Annotated in this window: 27 protein-coding genes; 20 read left to right on the top strand and 7 right to left on the bottom strand. The window is 60.5% G+C overall.

Features of this window, described 5'->3' with window-relative positions; translation table 11 throughout:
• Positions 1 to 31: 31 nt before the first annotated feature.
• Complete coding sequence (locus NA637_RS05425) at positions 32 to 928, top strand: CHAD domain-containing protein (protein WP_256071311.1); 897 nt, start codon at positions 32 to 34, stop codon at positions 926 to 928.
• Positions 929 to 963: 35 nt separating this feature from the next.
• Here NA637_RS05425 and NA637_RS05420 read toward each other — a convergent pair whose 3' ends face one another.
• The 3 genes from NA637_RS05420 to NA637_RS05410 all read right to left on the bottom strand — a co-directional run bounded on the left by NA637_RS05420 (position 964) and on the right by NA637_RS05410 (position 2,994).
• Positions 964 to 1,377, bottom strand: coding sequence for a DUF6306 domain-containing protein (locus NA637_RS05420; RefSeq protein WP_256071310.1), 414 nt, complete (start codon positions 1,375 to 1,377; stop codon positions 964 to 966).
• A 68-nt stretch (positions 1,378 to 1,445) separates the two neighbouring features.
• Positions 1,446 to 1,997 carry a peptidylprolyl isomerase gene (locus NA637_RS05415; RefSeq protein WP_256071309.1) on the bottom strand — a complete coding sequence of 184 codons (552 nt, stop codon included), beginning with the start codon at positions 1,995 to 1,997 and terminating at the stop codon, positions 1,446 to 1,448.
• Between the two features lie 64 nt (positions 1,998 to 2,061).
• Positions 2,062 to 2,994 carry a LysR family transcriptional regulator gene (locus NA637_RS05410; RefSeq protein ID WP_256071308.1) on the bottom strand — a complete coding sequence of 311 codons (933 nt, stop codon included), beginning with the start codon at positions 2,992 to 2,994 and terminating at the stop codon, positions 2,062 to 2,064.
• Between the two features lie 66 nt (positions 2,995 to 3,060).
• Between NA637_RS05410 and NA637_RS05405 the strand changes: the two genes are divergently transcribed.
• Both NA637_RS05405 and NA637_RS05400 read left to right on the top strand, forming a co-directional pair.
• Positions 3,061 to 3,381: a 3-phosphoglycerate kinase gene (locus tag NA637_RS05405; protein WP_256071307.1), complete on the top strand. Its 321-nt coding sequence runs from the start codon at positions 3,061 to 3,063 to the stop codon at positions 3,379 to 3,381.
• Positions 3,382 to 3,562: 181 nt separating this feature from the next.
• Entirely contained in the window at positions 3,563 to 4,909 is a 1,347-nt protein-coding gene (locus NA637_RS05400; protein WP_256071306.1) for a DEAD/DEAH box helicase, read from the top strand.
• A gap of 46 nt (positions 4,910 to 4,955) precedes the next feature.
• Here NA637_RS05400 and NA637_RS05395 read toward each other — a convergent pair whose 3' ends face one another.
• Positions 4,956 to 5,252: a hypothetical protein gene (locus NA637_RS05395; protein ID WP_256071305.1), complete on the bottom strand. Its 297-nt coding sequence runs from the start codon at positions 5,250 to 5,252 to the stop codon at positions 4,956 to 4,958.
• A gap of 154 nt (positions 5,253 to 5,406) precedes the next feature.
• Here NA637_RS05395 and NA637_RS05390 point away from each other — a divergent pair, with 154 nt between their 5' ends.
• Positions 5,407 to 5,787 carry a transcriptional regulator gene (locus tag NA637_RS05390; protein WP_256071304.1) on the top strand — a complete coding sequence of 127 codons (381 nt, stop codon included), beginning with the start codon at positions 5,407 to 5,409 and terminating at the stop codon, positions 5,785 to 5,787.
• A 46-nt stretch (positions 5,788 to 5,833) separates the two neighbouring features.
• Here the strand turns inward: NA637_RS05390 and NA637_RS05385 are convergent, their stop codons facing one another.
• Complete coding sequence (locus NA637_RS05385) at positions 5,834 to 6,214, bottom strand: hypothetical protein (protein ID WP_256071363.1); 381 nt, start codon at positions 6,212 to 6,214, stop codon at positions 5,834 to 5,836.
• A 181-nt stretch (positions 6,215 to 6,395) separates the two neighbouring features.
• On the opposite strand from NA637_RS05385, the gene NA637_RS05380 reads away from it, so the two are divergent.
• The 15 genes from NA637_RS05380 (at position 6,396) to NA637_RS05310 (ending at position 18,484) form a co-directional block, all read left to right on the top strand.
• The gene (locus tag NA637_RS05380) at positions 6,396 to 6,599 is read left to right on the top strand and encodes a hypothetical protein (RefSeq protein WP_256071303.1); all 204 of its coding nucleotides are present in this window, start codon (positions 6,396 to 6,398) and stop codon (positions 6,597 to 6,599) included.
• Positions 6,600 to 6,633: 34 nt separating this feature from the next.
• A complete protein-coding gene (locus NA637_RS05375; RefSeq protein WP_256071302.1) occupies positions 6,634 to 7,161 on the top strand; it encodes a YceD family protein in 528 nt (175 codons plus the stop codon).
• 12 nt (positions 7,162 to 7,173) lie between these two features.
• On the top strand, positions 7,174 to 7,356 hold the full coding sequence (gene rpmF / locus NA637_RS05370; protein ID WP_019342480.1) for a 50S ribosomal protein L32: 183 nt from the start codon (positions 7,174 to 7,176) through the stop codon (positions 7,354 to 7,356).
• A 3-nt stretch (positions 7,357 to 7,359) separates the two neighbouring features.
• Positions 7,360 to 8,430 carry a phosphate acyltransferase PlsX gene (gene plsX, locus NA637_RS05365; RefSeq protein ID WP_256071301.1) on the top strand — a complete coding sequence of 357 codons (1,071 nt, stop codon included), beginning with the start codon at positions 7,360 to 7,362 and terminating at the stop codon, positions 8,428 to 8,430.
• A 62-nt stretch (positions 8,431 to 8,492) separates the two neighbouring features.
• Positions 8,493 to 9,431, top strand: a complete 939-nt coding sequence (fabD, locus tag NA637_RS05360; protein ID WP_256071300.1) for an ACP S-malonyltransferase — start codon at positions 8,493 to 8,495, stop codon at positions 9,429 to 9,431.
• Between the two features lie 14 nt (positions 9,432 to 9,445).
• On the top strand, positions 9,446 to 10,189 hold the full coding sequence (gene fabG / locus NA637_RS05355; protein WP_256071299.1) for a 3-oxoacyl-ACP reductase FabG: 744 nt from the start codon (positions 9,446 to 9,448) through the stop codon (positions 10,187 to 10,189).
• 193 nt (positions 10,190 to 10,382) lie between these two features.
• Positions 10,383 to 10,619 carry an acyl carrier protein gene (acpP, locus tag NA637_RS05350; protein WP_003283670.1) on the top strand — a complete coding sequence of 79 codons (237 nt, stop codon included), beginning with the start codon at positions 10,383 to 10,385 and terminating at the stop codon, positions 10,617 to 10,619.
• A gap of 178 nt (positions 10,620 to 10,797) precedes the next feature.
• Positions 10,798 to 12,042 (top strand): beta-ketoacyl-ACP synthase II, encoded by a 1,245-nt coding sequence (gene fabF / locus NA637_RS05345; RefSeq protein ID WP_256071298.1) that lies wholly within the window; start codon positions 10,798 to 10,800, stop codon positions 12,040 to 12,042.
• Positions 12,043 to 12,044: 2 nt separating this feature from the next.
• Positions 12,045 to 12,860 (top strand): aminodeoxychorismate lyase, encoded by an 816-nt coding sequence (gene pabC / locus NA637_RS05340; RefSeq protein WP_256071358.1) that lies wholly within the window; start codon positions 12,045 to 12,047, stop codon positions 12,858 to 12,860.
• On the top strand, positions 12,857 to 13,924 hold the full coding sequence (gene mltG, locus NA637_RS05335; RefSeq protein WP_256071297.1) for an endolytic transglycosylase MltG: 1,068 nt from the start codon (positions 12,857 to 12,859) through the stop codon (positions 13,922 to 13,924). Before pabC ends, mltG begins: the two co-directional genes overlap by 4 nt.
• Positions 13,921 to 14,553 carry a dTMP kinase gene (gene tmk / locus NA637_RS05330; RefSeq protein ID WP_256071296.1) on the top strand — a complete coding sequence of 211 codons (633 nt, stop codon included), beginning with the start codon at positions 13,921 to 13,923 and terminating at the stop codon, positions 14,551 to 14,553. Before mltG ends, tmk begins: the two co-directional genes overlap by 4 nt.
• A complete protein-coding gene (locus tag NA637_RS05325) occupies positions 14,546 to 15,535 on the top strand; it encodes a DNA polymerase III subunit delta' (RefSeq protein WP_256071295.1) in 990 nt (329 codons plus the stop codon). Before tmk ends, NA637_RS05325 begins: the two co-directional genes overlap by 8 nt.
• A 34-nt stretch (positions 15,536 to 15,569) precedes the next feature.
• Positions 15,570 to 15,926 (top strand): PilZ domain-containing protein, encoded by a 357-nt coding sequence (locus NA637_RS05320; protein WP_025241024.1) that lies wholly within the window; start codon positions 15,570 to 15,572, stop codon positions 15,924 to 15,926.
• A gap of 193 nt (positions 15,927 to 16,119) precedes the next feature.
• Entirely contained in the window at positions 16,120 to 16,905 is a 786-nt protein-coding gene (locus NA637_RS05315; protein ID WP_256071294.1) for a TatD family hydrolase, read from the top strand.
• A gap of 181 nt (positions 16,906 to 17,086) precedes the next feature.
• Positions 17,087 to 18,484, top strand: coding sequence for an amino acid permease (locus tag NA637_RS05310; protein ID WP_256071293.1), 1,398 nt, complete (start codon positions 17,087 to 17,089; stop codon positions 18,482 to 18,484).
• A gap of 224 nt (positions 18,485 to 18,708) precedes the next feature.
• Here the strand turns inward: NA637_RS05310 and NA637_RS05305 are convergent, their stop codons facing one another.
• Complete coding sequence (locus NA637_RS05305; RefSeq protein WP_256071292.1) at positions 18,709 to 19,842, bottom strand: aminotransferase class V-fold PLP-dependent enzyme; 1,134 nt, start codon at positions 19,840 to 19,842, stop codon at positions 18,709 to 18,711.
• Positions 19,843 to 19,914: 72 nt separating this feature from the next.
• Here NA637_RS05305 and NA637_RS05300 point away from each other — a divergent pair, with 72 nt between their 5' ends.
• Positions 19,915 to 20,538: a TetR/AcrR family transcriptional regulator gene (locus NA637_RS05300; RefSeq protein WP_256071291.1), complete on the top strand. Its 624-nt coding sequence runs from the start codon at positions 19,915 to 19,917 to the stop codon at positions 20,536 to 20,538.
• 222 nt (positions 20,539 to 20,760) lie between these two features.
• Here the strand turns inward: NA637_RS05300 and NA637_RS05295 are convergent.
• A partial coding sequence (locus tag NA637_RS05295; RefSeq protein ID WP_256071290.1) for a sensor histidine kinase occupies positions 20,761 to 21,124 on the bottom strand: 364 nt, incomplete at its 5' end.

Below are 21,124 nucleotides of genomic sequence, written 5' to 3'. Positions count from 1 at the left end.
AGTGTGGCAGCGGGCCTGAACGGGAGGTGTCATGGGCTACAAGCTGCGTCCGCAAGACCCTGCCGCCGAGGTGCGAAAAGTCGCCCGGCAAGGCATCGACAAAGCCATCGAGGCGCTGAGCGTTGCACCCGAAGACCGCGCCGAGGGCGTGCATCAGGCGCGCAAACGGTTCAAGGAGCTGCGGGCGCTTCTGCGCCTGGTGCGCAAGCCGCTGGGAAACGAGTTTCAGCGAGAAAACCACCGTTTGCGGGATCTGGGGCGCGCCTTGGCCGAGTCGCGTGACGCTACTGCCATGCTGGAAAGCTGGGATGCGCTGGCGAAGCGTTTCCCCGACCTGTTCGCCGAGGCGGATTTCAAGCAGACCCGGCATCGCCTGCAGGCTCGGGCGAAGCAGGCCGAAAGTGGCGCTGCCGACCTCGATTCGCGCATCGGCAAAGTGATCGATGAGCTGAAAGCTGCGCGAAGCTGCATCGACACCTGGTCACTTCAAGCCAAGGGCTTCGACTTGCTGGCTGGCGGTGTCAAACGCACCTACTCGGACGGTTGCGCTGAGCTGGCCAAAACCAAGCACGATCTCAGCGACGAACAGCTCCACCAGTGGCGCAAGCGGGTCAAGGATCACTGGTACCAGACCAGGTTACTGACGCCGAGTTGGCCGAAGCTGATGCAGCTGCGCAGCGACTCGCTCAAGGATCTGGCGGATCAGCTGGGCGATGATCATGACCTGGCGGTGCTGACGGAGCTGACGCAGGCTCAGCCGGCATTGTTCGGCGACGACACCCTGCGTGAGCGACTCAACACTGCCATAGCAGAACGTCGTAGCGAGTTGCAGAGCGCCGCGCTCAAGCTGGGGGAGGACATTTATTCGGAGGCGCCGAAGGAGCTGGTGGCACGCTGGCAGCGCTATTGGGACGGCGCCGACGACTGATCAGGCTCAGCTGCACTGCACGGCGAGCCAGGCAGTCAGGCGGCCTGGCTGTTGATCTCGTGAATCTTGAGCATTTTTTTCAGCTCCGTGCGGATGAAATCATCGTTGCAGCCGGGCAGGTACTCACGCAGCTTGCGGATCACCCACTGCTGGCCGCGGTCAACGAAGGTCAGGCGCTCGTCCAGCGACTCGATGGCCATGGCCTTGGCGTAAAACGCACCGGTTTCGCGGTTGGGCTCGATGTTCAGATGATTCAGGCAGTTCAGGACCAGCCGGCAGCTGTCGACCTCGCCCTGGCGGATCTGCTCGAGCACCTTCTGCTGGGCTGGCTCCTTGCACTGCTGCAGGCTTTCACCGGCTACCTTGGCCCCGGCGCGCTCCGCGCTCAGCAACGCTTGAAGCAGTTGTGCTTCCCCTTCGGCGGTGTTCAGCATGTTCTGTTCACTCATGTCAGGTCTCCTGTTCAGCAGCCGGTGCACGGCGGGTGCCGTGCCCACTGTCGATTGACGTGGAAAGGTCAGAGTTTCTTCGCTGAGACAATCTTTACCGGCGTCAGCGGTACGTTCTGCATCATGCTGCGGTTGCCAGTCGGCACCTGGGCGATCTGGTCGACCACGTCCATGCCGCGCACCACCTTGGCGAATACCGCATAGCCGAAGTCGCGGCTGCCATGGTCAAGGAAGCCATTGTCACGGTGGTTGATGAAGAACTGACTGGTCGCCGAATCGACGTTCTGTGTGCGCGCCATGGCGAGGGTGCCACGTACGTTGTGCAGGCCGTTGTCGGCCTCGTTCTTGATCGGCTCACGGGTCTTCTTCTGGCTCAGGCCTTCGTTGAAGCCGCCGCCCTGGATCATGAAACCAGGGATCACGCGGTGGAAGACGGTGCCGTCGTAGAAGCCGCTTTCGACGTATTCGAGAAAGTTCTTCACGCTGACCGGGGCCTTTTCGGCCTCCAGCTCGATTTCGATTTCGCCCATGCTGGTATTCAGCAGTACGTGAGGATTCTCCGCGGCGAACAGGTTGCCGGCGAGCAGCAGTGAGCAGGCGGCGAGTGCGAGTCGTTTCATGGTCTATTCCTGGTATGGGTAAGCCTGGGTCAGCCCGTTCATGCAGGCCGGTTGCACAGGTGCTTCAGCCGTCGTGCTTGATGTTGCTCACCGGCTGAACAGGCGATTGCGCTTGTGCATCGTACGTGCTGATCAGGTCGATGAGAATCTGTGTGGCCGGACCGAGCGGTTTGTCGGGGTTCGTGTAGAGATAGAAAAACGGCCGGCGAACGCTGCCCTGGACCAGCGGCAGCGGCTTGAGGGCTCCTTCGGCCAGTTCGCGATTAATCATGTGCCGAGGTAGCCAGGCAAAGCCCAGGCCGCTGCTGACGAAGCCGACCGAAGTGGCCAGGCTGCCGACCGTCCAGCGCTGTTCGGCTCCCAGCCAGCCGCTGTCGCGCGGCTGACGCTGGCCGGAGTCGCGCACCACCACCTGCATCTGGCTTTGCAGATCCTGGACGCTGAGCTTGCGTTGCAGCTGATGCAGCGAGTGGTTGGGGTGCGCGACAGCGATGAACTCGACAGTGCCCAATTGTTGACCAAGGTAGCCGGTGATATCCAGACCGCTGATCGCCAGATCCGCTGTGCCGTCCTTGAGCACCTCTTCAACACCGGACAGCACTTCTTCACGCAACCGCACCCGGCAACCTCGGCTTTGCGGCATGAACGCGGTCAGCGCACGGATCAGCTTGGCATTGGGGTAGGCGGCATCGACCACCAGCCGCACTTCAGCTTCCCAGCCTTGCTCCATGTGGTGCGCCAACTCTTCCAGCTGCCCGGCCTGGTTGACCAGCTGCCGGGAGCGGCGCAAAAGCACCTCACCGGCATCGGTCAGTACCGCCTTGCGGCCGTCGATACGTAACAGGGGCACGCCTAATTGCGCTTGCATGCGCGCCACCGTATAGCTCACCGAGGATTGCGAACGATGCAGCATCTCAGCGGCCTGGGCGAAGCCGCCATGGTCGATCACCGCCTGCAGGGTTCGCCATTGATCAAGGGTCACACGGGGCACTTTCATTCCTTGTTTTCCGGTTGCGTCGGTCTGGTACGCTGGCGGTCGCCTATTCGAGGAGCCCCATAAAAAATGAAAAGACTCTGCTTCGCTGCGCTCGTCATATTCCCACTGAGTGCGCTTGCCGTCAGCTACCCCGTGGACCTCGAGCAGGAGCTCAACGGCGCCGAGGTGCTGGCAAGCACCGAGACTATCGACCGCGACATGGCTGGCCTGGTACTGCAGAACCTTGGGGACCGTCCGGTGGAGTGTACCGCCTCGTTTCGCAACGGGCCGGAAATGCCGCGCACCCGACGGGTCACGCTCGAGCCAGGGGAACGCAAGCCCATGACCGCCAAGTTCAAGCGTGATGTGATCCGCCTGCGCATCAAGCTGACCTGCGAGCCTCAGTGACGTTGGCCTGACTCGCGCTAGCCAACCAGACGGCGAGCGAAGCCAATGGCGTTTTTCACGGCCTGATCGTCCGGTTCCAGCTGCCGGTCAGCCTGTCGTCGCACAGAACAAAGACGACTCTGCGCGCGTCGGTCGGGTTACTCTATGCCACGTTTTTTTCGACTTGCTTGAGGTGTCACCCTTGTTTGACCAATTCGCCCTCCACGAACGCCTGCTCAAGGCGGTCGCCGAACTCAAATTCGTCGAGCCGACCCCGGTGCAGGTGGCGGCTATTCCCCCCGCGCTGGAAGGACGTGATCTGCGGGTGACGGCCCAGACCGGCAGTGGCAAGACCGCCGCCTTCGTGCTGCCGATGCTCAATCGGCTGATCGGCGATGCCGTGGTGCGTACCGATGTGCGTGCGCTGATCCTGCTTCCGACCCGTGAGCTGGCCCAGCAGACGCTCAAGGAAGTCGAACGCTTCTCGCAGTTCACCTTTATCAAGTCGGCGATGATCACCGGCGGCGAGGATTTCAAGGTCCAGGCGGCGGTTCTGCGCAAGGTGCCGGACATCCTCGTCGGCACACCAGGCCGCATGATCGAACATCTCAACGCCGGTACCCTGATTCTCAAGGATGTGGAATTGCTGATCCTTGACGAAGCCGACCGCATGCTCGACATGGGCTTCGCCGACGATGTGCAGCGCCTGGTGGGCGAATGCGCCAAGCGTCAGCAGACCCTGTTGTTCTCGGCTACCAGCGGGGGCGCCGCGCTGCGGGAAATGAGCGCCGCCGTGTTGCGTGATCCGCTGCACCTGCAGCTCAACCGCGTCAGCGAGCTCAACGAAGGTACGCGCCAGCAGATCATCACGGCCGAAAACACCGAGCACAAAGAAAAGCTGGTGCATTGGCTGCTGGCCAACGAGACCTACAAGAAAGCCGTGATTTTCACCAACACCCGCGTACAGGCAGACCGCCTCTATGGCCGGTTGGTGGCCGAAGGGGTGAAGGCCTTCGTCCTACATGGCGACAAGGATCAGAAGGACCGCAAACTGGCCATCGACCGGGTCAAGGAAGGTGGGGTCAAGGTGCTGGTGGCCACCGATGTGGCCGCGCGTGGGCTCGATATCGAAGGTCTGGATCTGGTGATCAACTTCGACATGCCGCGTTCGGGCGATGAATATGTACACCGGATCGGCCGCACCGGCCGCGCTGGGGCTGAAGGCTTGGCCATCTCGCTGGTCTGCCACAACGACTGGAATCTGATGTCGAGCATCGAGCGCTACCTCAAGCAGCGCTTCGAACACCGCGTCGTCAAGGGTCTGAAAGGCAGCTACATGGGGCCGAAGAATCTAAAGGCCTCGGGCAAGGCCGCCGGCACCAGGAAGAAAAAGGACGACAAGAAAAAAGCCGCGGACAAGAAGGGCAAGGCCGCCGCCAAGCCAGTAGCCAAGCGGCCAAAGAACGCCAGACGCGAAGCGCCGGCGTCACCGCTCGTCAGTCAGGACGGTCTCGCGCCTTTACGGCGAAAAAAGCCCGCCGCAGAGTGATCTGCAACAGCCGGGGCGGCATCGCTGCCCTGGTTCGCTCCCACGCCTAGCGCTTCTCGGCCGGTGCGATATCGGCCTGCTTCTCCGCCTGCTCCACATGCTTGATGCGCTTGTCGTAGGCTTCGCATTCGCTGCCCAACTGCTCGGCAGTCTGCTTGACCTCCATATCGCGCAATTCTTCATTGATCTCCGCGGCGCGCTTCGGATTGCTCTCCGTAAGGGCGTTGACTCGATCGGCGAGCGCCTTGGCCTTGGCATTGATCTCGTCGGTGGTGCATTGGTCGGCGAGCGCTGGCTGGCTGGCCAGCAGGGCGACGGTGAAAGGGATGATCAGGCGTTTCATGGCGCGCTCCTTCATTAACGACCTGTCTGGTGGATCGCCAGTGGCGCGCTTTAGTTCAGCCTTTTGCGGTTGCGCCGGATCGAACCATGCCGCGGCGGATGGGGTCCGAACAGCAATGGCCGCCTCCCCGAAGCGGCGCGACAGGAGAACGGACATGACCTACGACTGGGACTTGATGCTACGCCTGCTGCGCGAAGCGCAGAAATCCGGAAACGAGAGTTTCGCGCCACGTCAGTACGCTGACGAGCATGCCTTGGCGGCGGAAGAGGCCGGCCAGCCAATGCCCAACATGGATTCCTTGAAGGCTGAGGCGCAAAACTACGAGAGCCTGCTGTTCGAAGGTGGGTTCATGGTGACGCGTCCGGAGGAGCAAGGCGGCAATGGCGAGAATTTCGTACTGACCGATCGAGGCGTGCGCCTGATGGAGATGCTTGAGGGTGGGGCAGGTCGAACCGAGAACCGTCGCCGTCTGGACGAAAAAGGTGAGGCGGCTTTGACCCCGGAAGTATTCGACGGCTTGGCGGCAGCAGGCTAGTGCCGGTAAAAAGACGCCCCGCCGATGCGGGGCGCCGGTTGGGTCTTTACCGCAGCGGACCAACGGCCCGGCAGGATTTGTTAGCGGCGTGCTTCTGCGCTATCGGCAACTGAGGGCGAGGTTTGCCGCTTTTTACGTACAGCGACAGCGCATGGTCGCCCACCAAGGCCCGGCTGCCGCGGGCCACCGGCCGCGGCTCGTAGCGGTAGTGCCCGGCGAACGCCAGCAGGGTCGGGTGGAAGCGGACCGTATCGCCACGCCGTTCCAGCACCGCCGACTTCAGGTTGTCATACAGCAGCACCCGCGGCAGCGCATTCCAAGCGGTGCATGCCGCCTCGTGGCCGCGCAGGAAGTCCTCCATGCGCGCATCGAGGAAGAAGCGCAGGAAGATCCTCAGCGAGTACGACAGCACCATCACGAAGGCCATCAGTGGGCGCTCCGCGGCCAGCGGCAGCGAACGAACGGCGAGCAGGCATCGCCGCAGAGTGACAACGCACCGCCGCGGCAATCGCCGGCGCCGGCGGCTTTCTGAGCGGGGGATCAGCCAGCGCGGCGGCGGGCACCGAGGCCGCAGATGAAACCTCGGCCGGTGTCGCGACGGAACCCTGATGCGTCACTTTCTGTCGCCGGGCGCGGTACCGGCGCTGGCGTTCGGCATGCCTGAACCGGCCGGCGCGGCTGCGCTGATGGCGGGCGCCAGCGGACCGCCGCGACGCCGCACGCGCCGCCTGCGCGCACGCCGAATTCCTTCCTTTATGTGGGTGTTCGATTGCTGGTCGGCCGTGCGCTATGGTGCGGCTGAATTCCTTTGACAGTCGACAGGCGCATCCTTAGAATGCCGCGCTTATGTTGAAAGGACCAATACCTCCGCACGTAGATCCGCGCAAGCTCGCTGACCGAGCGGCTGCCCTGAAGGGCGAGCTGCAATTGTCTGGGCTGAAGCGGCTCGTCGATCCTCTTGAGGATGATCAGGGTGTGGTGCGCGCCAGTTTTGATTTTGGGCGCGACGAGCAGCGCACTGTGGTCATCCACAGTGCGCTGGATGTTGAGGTCACGATGATTTGCCAGCGCTGTCTGGAGCCGGTTGTTCTGCCTATTCACAGCGAATGCGACTATGCCGTGGTGAATGAAGGGTCGAGCAGCCAGCACCTGCCTAAGGGTTATGACGTGCTGGAAGTGGGAGAGGATCCTCTGGATCTGCTGGCGCTGGTTGAAGAGGAGCTTCTGCTCGCTCTTCCGATTGTTCCACTCCATGACCCAGAAGTTTGCCAGCCGCCGGCTGGGCCTGATGAGCCCGAGCCGAATGAGGACGAGGTATCGCGGTCCAACCCGTTCAGCGTACTGGCTCAGTTGAAGCGTGACCCAAACGTTTAGGAGTTGATCCCAATGGCTGTTCAGCAGAACAAAAAATCCCGTTCCGCCCGTGACATGCGTCGTTCGCACGATGCACTCGAGCCGAACGCCCTGTCCGTGGAAAAGAGCACCGGTGAAGTTCACCTGCGTCACCACGTTTCCCCGGAAGGTTTTTACCGTGGTCGCAAGGTGATCGACAAGGGCGCTGACGAGTAAACCTTGTCTGCTCCGATCATAGCGATCGATGCAATGGGTGGGGACTTCGGTCCCCACTGCATTGTTCCGGCCAGTGTCCAATGTCTGGCTGAAATCCCCTCGCTTCATCTGGCCCTGGTTGGCCAGTCCTCCCTGTTAGAAGAAATTATCGCTCGGCATCCAGCTGTGGATCGCGCTCGTCTGTCGATTGTCAATGCCGATGAGGTGATCGGCATGGATGAACGTCCAGCGCAGGCGTTGCGTGCCAAGCCCTGCTCGTCCATGCGCATCGCCCTGGAAATGGTGCGTGATGGGCAGGCTCAGGCGTGCGTCAGTGGCGGCAATACTGGTGCGCTGATGGCGCTTGCTCGGCAGGTATTGAAAACCCTGCCTGGGGTGGATCGCCCGGCGATGGTGACTGCGCTTCCTACGCTTGAGGGATCATGCCTGTTGCTTGACCTCGGCGCGAACGTGGATTGCACGGCCGAGCAGCTCTATCAATTCGCTGTCATGGGGTCGGTTGCAGCGCAAAGCCTTGGTATCGAGCAGCCGCGCGTCTCGTTGCTGAATATCGGTACCGAAGCAATCAAGGGCAATCAGCAGGTCAAGGCAGCGGCCGGGCTTTTGCAGCAGGCTAGCGGTATCAACTATCAAGGCTTCATCGAGGGTGACGGGCTGTTCCGCGGCGAGACTGACGTAGCGGTCTGTGATGGTTTCGTTGGCAACATTCTGCTCAAGTCCAGCGAAGGTTTGGCGCATATGGTAGCCCTGCGTGTCGAGCTGCTTTTCCGTCGCTCATTGATTTCACGCCTGGTCGGTGCGCTGGCTCTGCCCTTGCTGCGTCAGTTGCGGGCGGACCTGCGCCCGGCCCGGTACAACGGTGCCAGCTTCCTTGGGCTCCAGGGTATTGTCGTGAAGAGCCATGGTAGCGCAGGGGGCGAGGGGTTTCGGTCGGCTATCCGCCGTGCAGCACAGGATGTGGAGCGAAATCTTCCGGCGCAATTGCGCAGCCGTCTCGAGTACTTGCTTGTGACTGATCGGTCCACAAGCGACCCGGGTGATGTGACTGCACCCGGTGGATCGGCATCCAACTGAACAAGTCGTTGCGCCCTGGTGCGCATTCTTTTCTGACGAACAACCACAAGAGAGCTGTTTTCATGTCCGCATCACTTGCATTCGTCTTTCCAGGCCAGGGCTCCCAGGCCCTGGGCATGCTGGCCGAGCATGGCGCCCGGCAATCGCTGATCATCGATACCTTTGCCGAAGCCTCGTCTGTGTTGGGTTATGATCTGTGGGCACTTTGTCAGCAAGGTCCCGAGGATCGACTGAATCAGACCGACAAGACTCAGCCGGCCATTCTGACCGCTTCGATTGCATTGTGGCGTTTGTGGCTGGCTGAGGGCGGTGCGAAGCCGGCCTTCGTCGCGGGTCACAGTCTGGGCGAGTACTCGGCGCTGGTTGCAGCAGGTAGCCTTCCGTTTGCCGATGCGGTGAAACTGGTCGAGCTGCGGGGTCAGCTGATGCAGCAGGCTGTTCCGGCCGGCACCGGTGGCATGGCCGCGATTTTGGGTCTGGAGGATGCCGAGGTTTTGGCGGCGTGTGGCGAGGCGGCGCAGGGTGAGGTCGTCAGTGCGGTCAACTTCAACGCGCCAGGCCAGGTCGTGATTGCCGGCAACGCTGCGGCGGTCGAGCGAGCCATCGATGTGTGTAAATCCAAGGGTGCCAAGCGCGCGATGCCGCTGCCGGTCAGCGTGCCTTCTCATTGCGACCTGATGCGCCCTGCAGCCGAGCGGTTTGCCGCGGCCGTGACCGGCGCCGCCTGGCAGGCCCCCGAGATCCCATTGGTGCAAAATGTCAGTGCAGCAATCGTTTCGGATCTCGACTCGCTTAGACGCAATCTGCTGGCTCAGCTCTATAGTCCGGTTCGCTGGGTCGAGACTGTTGTTGTGTTAAGCGAACACGGTGTGACCGGTCTGGTCGAGTGCGGTCCGGGCAAGGTGCTTTCCGGTCTCAATAAGCGCTGCGTCAAAGGCGTCAGCACCTACAATCTGGACACCCCAGAAGGTTTTGCGGCCACCCGTGGCGCAGTGCTCTGAACAAGGAGATAGGTATGAATCTGCAAGGCAAGGTCGCGCTGGTCACAGGCGCCAGTCGTGGTATTGGTCAAGCCATTGCGCTTGAGCTTGGACGTCAAGGCGCCATCGTGATCGGCACGGCGACCTCATCGTCAGGGGCGGAGCGCATTGCCGAGACGCTCAAGGAGAACGGCATCGAAGGTGCTGGGCTGGTGTTGGACGTCACCAGTGATGAATCAGTTGCCATCACCCTGGAGCATATTCAGCAGCACCTCGGCCAGCCGGCTATTCTGGTCAATAACGCCGGCATCACGCGGGACAACCTGATGTTGCGGATGAAAGACGACGAATGGCACGAGGTGATCAATACCAATCTCAGCAGCCTTTATCGTTTGACCAAGGGTGTTCTGCGGGGCATGACGAAAGCCCGTTGGGGAAGAATTATCAGTATCGGTTCCGTGGTGGGTGCCATGGGTAACGCCGGGCAGGTAAACTACGCCGCCGCCAAAGCCGGGCTCGAAGGTTTCAGTCGTGCATTGGCACGTGAAGTCGGTTCGCGCGGTATCACGGTCAATGCCGTGGCTCCGGGCTTCATTGACACAGATATGACGCGCGAGCTGTCGAAAGCTCAGCGTGACGCATTGCTGGGGCAGATCCCGCTGGGTCGCCTCGGTCAGGCGGAAGAAATTGCCAAGGTCGTCGCCTTTCTAGCTTCTGACGGCGCCGCCTATGTCACTGGGGCCACTGTTCCAGTGAATGGTGGTATGTATATGAGCTAATGTGATGTCCAACGCATGTGTATGCAGCCATAATGGCTGATTGGTTTCATTATAAAATTGTGGTTTGTTTATAGACAGATGGTTGAATGCAGGTTCATGCTTGCCCGCTTTCAGCTTGAAATGCGGAAAACGCTTTCTATACACTACCGCGCAGACCAGCTGCCTGATTTTTCCATAGGAGTGAAAACAAGGTATGAGCACCATCGAAGAACGCGTCAAGAAAATCGTTGCCGAGCAACTTGGCGTCAAAGAAGAGGAAGTCACCAACAGCGCTTCCTTCGTCGAAGACTTGGGTGCCGACTCCCTTGACACCGTTGAGCTGGTGATGGCTCTGGAAGAGGAATTCGAGACCGAAATCCCGGACGAGCAAGCCGAGAAGATCACCACTGTTCAAGAAGCTATCGATTACATCAACGCGCACGCGCAGTAAGTCGTAGTCCTGCTTCGAACCAGTAAGCCGCACTGCCTCGAAAGGGCAGTGCGGCTTTTGTTTGAGTCAGTTGAATGCAGCTGGTCGTGCCCGTGGCCGACATCTGTGAAGGCGGCTCTCGTTCCGTTACAGATGCTGGCGGAACAGGTCGAGCCGAATGAATGCAAGGAGAATTGCTGTGTCGCGTAGACGCGTCGTAATTACCGGTATGGGCATGCTCTCACCGCTGGGTAACGATGTGCCAAGCAGCTGGCAGGGGATTCTCGCCGGTCGCAGTGGTATCGGCCTCATAGAGCATATGGACCTTTCCGCCTATTCCACTCGCTTTGGCGGATCAGTCAAGAATTTCGATGTCGAGCAATACCTGCCCGCCAAAGAGGCTCGCAAACTCGACCTTTTCATCCAGTACGGACTGGCCGCCAGTTTCCAGGCAGTACGTGATTCCGGGCTGGAAATCACCGATGCCAATCGCGAGCGTATCGGCGTCGTCATGGGCTCGGGCATTGGTGGCCTGACCAATATTGAAAACAGCTGCAAGGCATTGATCGAGCAGGGGCCGCGCCGTATATCGCCATTTTTCGTGCCGGGCTCGATCATCAACATGGTTTCGGGTTTTCTATCGATCCATCTAGGTCTGCAAGGCCCCAACTACGCCATTGCTACGGCCTGCACGACGGGTACCCATTGCATCGGTATGGCTGCGCGCAACATCGCCTATGGCGAGGCTGACGTGATGGTCGCTGGCGGGTCGGAAATGGCGGCCAGCGGGCTTGGAATAGGTGGGTTCGCCGCCGCTCGTGCGTTGTCCACCCGCAACGATGATCCCGCTTCAGCCAGCCGCCCGTGGGACAAGGACCGGGATGGCTTTGTGTTGTCCGATGGCGCGGGCGCGTTGGTCTTGGAGGAGCTCGAACATGCCAAGGCCCGCGGGGCGAGGATCTATGCCGAGCTGATTGGTTTCGGCATGAGCGCAGATGCGTTCCACATGACCTCACCGCCCGATAATGGCGCAGGTGCCACGCGCTGCATCCGTAACGCGATCCTGGACGCGCGGATCGATGCCGGACAGGTCGACTACATCAACGCCCATGGCACCTCGACGCCGGCCGGCGACAAGGCGGAAGCCGCTGCGATCAGAACCGTATTCGGTGATCACGCTTACGACCTGTCGGTCAGTTCGACCAAATCGATGGTCGGTCATCTGCTTGGTGCGGCAGGCGCTGTCGAGGCGATCTTCAGCGTGCTTGCCATACGCGACCAAGTGGCGCCGCCGACGATCAACCTTGATGAACCCGGCGACGGATGCGACCTCGATTTCGTCCCGCATGAGGCTAAGCCGCGGACAATCAATGTCGCTGTATCCAACTCCTTTGGTTTTGGTGGCACCAACGGGTCGCTGGTGTTCCGCCGGTTCGCCGAGTGACGTTGAGCTGGGTGGATGGGCGGCCGGCTGAAGGGCTGCCCATTCATGATCGAGCGCTTGCTTACGGCGACGGCCTGTTTGAAACGATCAAGGTGGTGGCCGGACGGCCCGAACTGCTCGATCGGCATTTGCAGCGGCTGGAACTTGGCTGCCAGCGTCTGGCGATCCCCTGCGACATCAATGGCGTAGGTAGCCAACTCATCGCTTTCAGTGCCGAGCTTGGAGCGGGTGTCGCTAAGCTCATCGTCAGTCGAGGGGAGGGCAAGAGAGGCTATGCTCCGCCCATCCCCTGTATGCCTCGAACGGTCCTTACCGGATCCCCCCTTCCAGACTACCCGAAAGCACATGCCGAACACGGCGTTCGCCTGTACCCCTGTACGACCCGTCTTGCCGAGCAGCCGATTCTGGCTGGCCTGAAGCACCTCAATCGGCTGGAGCAAGTGCTGGCCCGTGCCGAGTGGCAGGATCCTGGTTACGCCGAAGGTTTGATGCGCGACACCTCCGGGCGGGTCATTGAAGGCGTTTTCAGCAACCTGTTCATCGTCGAATCGGGCAGGTTGATGACGCCGTCCCTGGAGCGCTGCGGGGTCGCAGGGGTCATGCGCGAAGAAGTGCTGGAGCGCGCGCGGACTGCCGGCGTGCCGACCCAGGTCGGCGATCTTTCGCTAGGGCAGCTATATCGCGCTGACGAGGTCTTCGTTTGTAACAGCCTGTATGGCATTTGGCCTGTGCGCCAATTGGATGCCAGCGTATGGCCGGTGGGGCCTGTGACACGTAAACTGCAACGCCTGGTGGCTGATCTGTCGAGCAATACGTGATTCGAAAACTGTCTTTTGTGCTCCTTGGCGCCTTGCTGCTCGCTGCGCTGGCGCTCGGCCTGGTCTATTGGAAGCTTCACTCCGCCTTGGGGCAGCCGCTGCAGCTTGGCGCCGCGCAAACGCTTGAGGTTCAGCCTGGGAATACCCCCAGTGGCTTGTTGCAACGGCTGGAGCGAGACGGGGTATTGAGCGATTCGTTCTGGTTGCGGCTGCACTGGCGGCTGAAGCTCTCAGGACACACCTTGCACAGCGGCGAATATCAACTGCGGCCAGAGATGACTGCCCGCGACATGATCGGGCTCTGGCAGCGTGGCGAGGTTGTGCAACATACCCTGACCATCGTCGAAGGATGGAATTTTCGCCAGGTGCGCGCCGCGCTGGAGGCGCTGCCTACGGTACAGCAGACGATTGTTGGTCAGTCGGATGACGAGGTCATGACGCGTCTCGGTCAGGCCGGCTCGCACCCCGAGGGACGCTTTTTCCCTGACACCTACAGCTTCACCCGCGGTGTCACCGATCTCGACCTGCTCCAGCGCGCTTATTCACGACTGGAGACGGTGCTGGCCGAGGAATGGCAACGGCGTAGCGAAGGGTTGCCCTATCAGAACGCGTATGAGGCGCTGATCATGGCTTCAATCATCGAAAAGGAAACCGGGGTTCCGTCAGAGCGCGGCGAGATCGCTGGCGTTTTCGTTCGCCGGCTGGAGCAAGGCATGTTGCTACAGACAGACCCGACGGTGATCTATGGTATGGGCGAACAATACAGGGGTCGGATCACCCGCAGCGATCTGCTCAGGCCGACCCCCTACAACACCTATACCACCAACGGGTTGCCACCGACGCCGATCGCGATGGTTGGCCGGGAAGCGATTCACGCTGCTCTGCACCCGGTCGAAGGAAAAAGCCTCTACTTCGTCGCGCGGGGGGATGGCAGCCACGTGTTCAGTGATTCGTTGAGCGAACACAATCGCGCGGTGCGTGAATATCAACTCAAGCGTCGAGCAGACTATCGTTCCAGTCCACCGCCCCGGCAAGCCCCGGCGCCGATCGAGAATGCCCAGTGACAGGACTCTTCATTACATTGGAAGGACCCGAAGGTGCGGGCAAGAGCACCAACCGGGAGTACCTCGCGCAGCGCTTGCGTGAGCACGGCCTGGACCTCGTACTGACGCGCGAACCTGGCGGCACCCCTTTGGCTGAGCGCATTCGTGAACTGCTGTTGGCGCCTGCAGACGAGCCCATGAACAGCGATACGGAGCTGTTGTTGGTGTTCGCGGCACGCGCACAGCATCTTGCTCAGGTCATTCGGCCCGCGCTCGCGCGAGGCGCTGTAGTGCTGTGCGACCGGTTTACCGATGCCACCTACGCGTATCAGGGCGGTGGCCGCGGTCTCCCCACCCCGCGTATCGAGCAGCTTGAATGCTTTGTTCAGGGTGAGATGCGTCCGGATCTGACGCTGATCTTCGATTTGCCAGTAGAAATCGGCCTGAGCCGCGCCGCTGCACGGGGACGCCTTGATCGGTTCGAGCAGGAAGGGCTCGAATTCTTCGAGGCCGTGCGCAGTGCCTATCTCAATCGTGCGCAGCAGGACCGGCAGCGCTATCGTGTGGTCGATGCAGGCCAGTCGCTAGCCGCCGTGCAACAGAGTCTGGACAGGCTTCTGCCTGAGGTGTTGGAGCGTGCGCTTGGCTGACGGCATTCTTCCATGGCAGGTTGATCTCTGGCAGCTGCTGGCCGGTCATCAACAGCATGCTCATGCGTATTTGCTGCACGGTCCGGCGGGCATCGGCAAGCGTGCGTTAGCCGAACAGTTGATGGCGCTGTTGCTCTGTCAGCGACCGGCGGCGCACCGCGCTTGCGGCAGCTGCAAAGGCTGTCTGTTACTCGCCGCTCATACTCACCCAGACCATTACATTCTGGAGCCCGAGGAGGTCGACAAGGCCATCCGGGTCGACCAGGTTCGGCAACTGGTCGGGTTCGTTACCCAGACCGCTCAATTGGGCGGGCGCAAAGTCGTGCTGATCGAACCGGCCGAGGCGATGAATCTGAACGCTGCCAACGCGTTGCTCAAGAGTCTCGAGGAGCCGGCTGGCGATACCGTTCTGTTGCTGGTCAGTCATCAGCCCAGCCGGTTGCTAGCGACGGTCAAGAGTCGCTGCGTGCAACAAGGCTGCCCCTTGCCCGGGCGCCAGCAGAGCCTTGATTGGCTGGCGGCAAAACTTCCAGACATGTCGCCCGCGCAGCGTGAGGAGCTGCTTGCGTTGTCTGCCAATTCGCCATTGGCCGCGCTCAAGCTGCAGGGTGCGGGCGTACTCGACATGCGGGCGCAAGTCGTCGACGGGGTAAAGAAACTGCTCAAGCGGCAGCAGTCTCCCAGTCAGCTGGCTGAGGCCTGGAATTCACATTCGCTGATCCTGTTGTTCGATTGGTTTTGCGAATGGGCGCATCTGATATTGCGCTTTCAAATGACTGGCGATGAAGAAGGGCTTGGCGCCGCCGATATGCAGAAGGTGATTCAATACCTGGCGGAGAAGTCGTCACCCGACCGGCTGCTGGTGCTGCAAGATTGGTTGCTTGCCCATCGACAGAAGGTGCTGGCTAAAGCCAATCTTAATCGTGTCTTGCTTCTCGAAGCGCTTCTGGTGCAGTGGGCAAGCTTGCCCGGGCCAAGCTAGAATCCATCGAACTGTTGTTAGGAATGAATAGCGCATGAGCCTGCCTGCAAACCTTGGTCCGCGTAACGGCATTCTGTCTCTGACCATCAAGGACAAGTCGGTGCTCTATGCGGCGTACATGCCGTTCATCAAGCATGGCGGATTGTTCATCCCGACCAACAAGAGTTACAAGCTTGGCGACGAGGTGTTCATGCTGCTGAGCCTGATGGACGAGCCGGAAAAGATCCCTGTCGCCGGCAAGGTGGTGTGGATCACGCCCAAGGGCGCCCAAGGCAACCGGGCCGCAGGCGTCGGCGTGCAGTTCAATGAAGGCGACTCGACTGCTCGCAACAAGATTGAAACCTACCTGGCCGGCGCGATGAAATCAGACCGCCCGACGCACACCATGTAGGCGGTAAAGCGGAAAGACGATAAAAGCGCCTGAGGCTGGAAAGCAAGAGTAGATCGGGTCGCTCGTTGTCTATCCAGCAGGCGCAATCGAGCGAATATGACACAGACCTGGCGCCTACGCCTGGCCTCCAGCCTCCAGCCATTTTTCCCCTATAATGCACGGCCCATACGTAACTCGATGAATGGCGTGTCTGATGCTGGTCGATTCCCACTGTCACCTCGATCGTCTCGATCTTACCTTGCACGACAACTCCCTCGATGCCGCTCTGCATGCTGCGCGTCAGCGTGGCGTTGGGCATTTCCTTTGTATCGGTGTCAGCGCTGAGAACACGGCTGCGGTCAAAGCGCTTGCGCAGCGCTATGACGACGTCGATTGTTCGGTGGGGGTGCACCCGCTGGACCTCGAACCCGGTGCCGAACCTGCGCTGGACTGGTTGCTGAAGGAACTGGATGCGCCCGGTGTGGTGGCAATCGGCGAAACCGGGCTTGACTATCACTACGAGCCTGAAGCCGCCGAGCTGCAGCAGCAATCCTTCCGCATGCATCTCGATGCCGCACGGATCTGCGGCAAGCCGGTCATTGTTCATACCCGTGCGGCTCGTGCCGACACGCTGGCGCTGCTTCGCGAAGCCTCGTTGCCCCAGGCCGGCGTACTGCATTGCTTCACCGAAGACTGGGACATGGCCAAGTCCGCCCTGGATCTCGGGTTCTATATTTCGCTGTCCGGCATCGTGACATTTCGCAACGCCGATGCCCTGCGGGATGTCGCTCGCCGTGTTCCTGCGGATCGCCTGCTGGTGGAGACGGATTCGCCTTACCTGGCCCCGATTCCCTACCGCGGCAAACCGAACCTGCCGCAGTATGTGCGCGAGGTTGCCGAGTATCTCGCCGATCTGCGCGGGGTCGGTTTCGAGGTGCTGGCGGCGCAGACCACGAGCAACTTCAAGCGACTGTTTCCCTTGGCGCGCGTCAGGAACTGAAAAGCGCGAGTGCGTGCAAGGCGGTGTGCTTGGGACTTCTCCGCACATGCCGTGTACAATCCGCGCCGCTTCATGCACATGCCGGTTACTGGCATGCGGATACGAGGTGTGGGTTGGCGCTCAAGCATAGCCTTCCGTCAGTCCCGCCATTTCTTCGTCACAGACCAAACCAGGTGACGCCATGTCCGGCGATACGCTGCACACCGGGCCGCTTCAGCGCGGCCTGAAAAACCGGCACATTCAGCTGATCGCGCTCGGCGGGGCTATTGGAACGGGGCTCTTCCTTGGCTCAGCCGGCGTGCTGCGCAGCGCCGGGCCGTCGATGATCCTCGGCTATGCCATCGGTGGGATGATCGCCTTTTTGATCATGCGCCAGCTCGGCGAGATGATCGTCGAGGAGCCGGTCGCGGGATCCTTCAGTCACTTCGCGCACAAATACTGGGCGCCTTATGCGGGCTTTCTCTCCGGTTGGAACTACTGGGTGTTGTATGTCCTGGTGGGGATGGCCGAACTGACCGCAGTCGGTAAGTACGTCCAGTTTTGGTGGCCGGAGGTGCCGACCTGGGCCACCGCTGCGGTGTTTTTTGTGCTGATCAATCTGATCAACCTGGTCAACGTCAAGACCTTCGGCGAGACCGAGTTCTGGTTCGCGATCATCAAGGTCGGAGCCATTGTCGGCATGATTGCGCTCGGCCTGTATCTCTTGCTGAGCGGTGCCGGTGGTGAACAGGCTGGTTTCAGCAACCTCTGGAGCCACGGCGGATTCTTCCCCAACGGTATCAGCGGGATGGTCATGGCCTTGGCGATCATCATGTTTTCATTCGGCGGCCTGGAACTGGTGGGGATCACCGCAGCTGAAGCATCCGACCCGAAGACAGTCATTCCCAAAGCCATCAACCAGGTCGTTTATCGGATTCTGATCTTCTACATCGGCGCGCTGAGCGTTCTGCTGGCGCTCTATCCTTGGGACAGCCTGCTGGAAACGCTGGGTTCGGCCGGTGACCCCTACAGCGGCAGCCCTTTCGTGCAGATCTTTTCACTGATCGGCAGTGACACGGCGGCGCACATCCTTAACTTCGTGGTGCTGACGGCGGCCCTCTCGGTGTACAACAGCGGCGTGTACTGCAACAGTCGCATGCTCTACGGCCTGGCGGAGCAGGGCGATGCGCCGAAGGTATTGATGAGGGTGAATCGCCGCGGGGTGCCGGTGCTGGCGATCGCTCTTTCGGCCCTGGTCACCATGCTCTGCGTGCTGGTGAACTACCTGCTGCCGCAAACTGCCCTCGAATTGCTCATGTCGCTGGTGGTTGCGGCGCTGCTGATCAACTGGGCGATGATCAGTCTCGCCCACTTGCGATTTCGCAAGGCAATGAAGGCGCAGGGCGTCGAGCCTTCGTTCAAGGCTTTCTGGTATCCATTCAGTAATTATCTTTGCCTGGCATTCGTGGCATTGATTGCCGCCATCATGCTGTCGATGCCCGGTCTGCGAACCTCGATCATCGCGATACCATTTTGGGCGCTGTTTATCTGGCTGTGCTTCCGGTTGCGGCTTTCGAACCGGCGTGCCGCGCATGGTTGATACGCTGATTCGTATCGCCAGAGCGGACAAAAAAACCCGGCGTCGCGAGGGGCCGGGTCAAGACCATTAGGAGTATGAGGTCACGTTCCTCGCTCCCTCAGCTGGCCGAGCAGTGGGGGGATTGCGCGGCCAGTGATGGAAGTATTGGTCCGGATCCTTAACCCTGCTGGGCGATTGCGGCGATTTTTAAACGGATTTGGAATAGTCACGACCAGGCTGATCGCTCACTTCGCGAGCAGCCCGCGAACCACTGCCAGGCTCTGCTCGATGACCGCCGGCCGCGTGTAGAAATGCGGTGAGAATCTGATCCCTCCACCACGAAGCGCACAGACGACCTGCTCCTCCTTGAGGCGTTGAAACAGCGTCGGGTTGTCGATCCCATCGATCCGGAACGTGAGGATACCGGCTCGCCGAGCTGGATCGGTTGGGCTCAGCACTTCTACTCCCGGCATGGCCGATAGCTCTCGCTGGAGATGGTCGATGCGTTCGGCCAGTGCCTGTGCCACCGCGATCATTCCCACTTCTTCCAGCAAGGACAGGCTGGCTTCCAATGCCATGGCGCCGAGCAGGTTCGGGCTGCCGCACTCGAAGCGCTGCGCGCTGGATGCCGGCTGCCAATCGCTGCGGTCATAATCGCCGGCGTGCTCGAGCATATGCCAGCCGTACTCGTGAAGCTTGAGCTGATCGCGCAAGTCGCTGCGGCAATAGAACACACCCAGGCCCTCTGGGCCCAGCAGCCATTTGTGTCCGTCGGCCATGGCGAATGCACACCGGCATTGCTGAGCATCGAATGGCAGCGCGCCCAGCTGTTGGATTGCATCGATGCACAGCAGTACGCCACGTTGTTCGCAGCCTTCACCGAGTCGTGGCAGGGCGAGCCGCAGGCCGCTCGCATACTGCACGGCGCTGATCGCCAGCAAGCGAACGTTCGGCCCGCAGGCCGCGAGCAGGTCGCCTTCGGGATCTTCACCCTTGAGGCTGACCTGGATGACCTCAACCCCTTGCGGCCGCAACGCCTCCCACACTACACGGTTGGAGGGAAATTCCTCGTCGCTGATGACGACCTGGTCACCGGGCTTCCACTCCAGTCCGAAGGCTACATACGACAGTGCTTCGGAGGTGTTCTTGACCAGCGCTATGTCTGCTGGTGTGGGTGCGTTCAGCAATCTGGCCAGGCGATTTCGCAGGCGGGTTTCGACCGCCAGCCACTGCGGGTAGTCGCGCGCGCCAATCGTGATGTTCTGTTGGGCAAACCTGATTACCGCATCGCTCGCACGGCGAGGCCAGGGCGAGACGGCCGCGTGATTCAGGTACCGCAAGCCGTCGATTTGGGGAAATTCGTCATTTAATGTACTCATAGCAATCTTCCGTGCATTTTCTGACTAAACAGGCATAATCATCTGCTTCGATTTTTCACACTGCAGCCACTCATGCAAAACGAATCCCGCAAGGTCCGCGAATTTCGCCGTCGCGAACAAGAGATTCTCGACGCGGCGCTCCAGTTGTTCCTCGAACAGGGAGAAGACAGCGTCACCGTCGAGATGATCGCCGACAAGGTCGGGATCGGTAAAGGCACCATCTACAAGCACTTCAAATCAAAGGCCGAAATCTACCTGCGGCTGATGCTCGACTACGAGCGGGATCTGAACGAGCTGCTGCATTCACCGAGTCTCGATCAGGACAAAGAAGCGCTGTCTCGTGCCTACTTCGAGTTTCGCATGGGCGATCCCCAGCGCTATCGGTTGTTCGACCGTCTCGAGGAAAAGGTGGTCAAGGGCAATCAGGTACCGGAAATGGTCGAGGAGCTGCACCGTATCCGTGCCTCCAACTTCGAGCATCTGACCCAGCTGATCAAAGGGCGCATCGCCGAAGGAAAGCTGGAGGACGTGCCGCCTTATTTCCACTATTGCGCAGCCTGGGCCTTGGTACATGGGGCTGTAGCGCTCTACCATTCGCCGTTCTGGAGCAGCGTCCTCGAAGACCAGGAAGGGTTCTTTCAGTTCTTGATGGATATCGGCGTACGCATGGGCAACAAGCGCAAGCGCGACCAGTAAGTCCCGGCAGCGAGGTGGCGTTTCTGACGATGGGGTGTGGCGCATTCACTTGATCGAGCAAGGGCCGATATTGGCAAGTGAAGCGCACTCGTCAGTCGTTCCGTCGACATGGAGAATCGGACTGTTTGGATTGCCGCCGCACCTTCGCGAAGGTTCCGATTGTTACCTGATGGAAAACAACCTCGGCAGATGGACGACAGCTGCCCGCGTCCCGGCGATGTTTCAACGTTTCACTAACGGGAGTCTCACGACCAGCTCACTTCCTTTACCGCTTCCCTCACTCCTGCCGGTCACCGTGCCGCCGTGTGCTTCGACCAACTCGCGCACTACCGTCAGACCGATGCCCAGCCCTGCGCCGTTGAAACCAACCGCATTCACATCCTGTACGAATGGCTCGAAGATGAACGGTAGCGCTCGTGCTGTGATCCCGATGCCGTTATCGCGAATGCTGATCTCCACCATGTCCCTTTCGGCAGTAGCCAAAAGGCTGACCGAGCCACCGACCGGCGTGTACTTGGCCGCATTACCCAACAGGTTGCCAAGAATCTGGGCGAGCCGCATGGGGTCGCCATTTATTGGTGCGCCA

Source organism: Stutzerimonas stutzeri (genome assembly GCF_024448935.1).
In the GTDB taxonomy this organism is placed as follows: domain Bacteria; phylum Pseudomonadota; class Gammaproteobacteria; order Pseudomonadales; family Pseudomonadaceae; genus Stutzerimonas; species Stutzerimonas stutzeri_AO.
The sequence above is the reverse complement of the archived record's forward strand: the minus strand, read 5'-3'. Positions and strand labels throughout refer to the sequence as shown.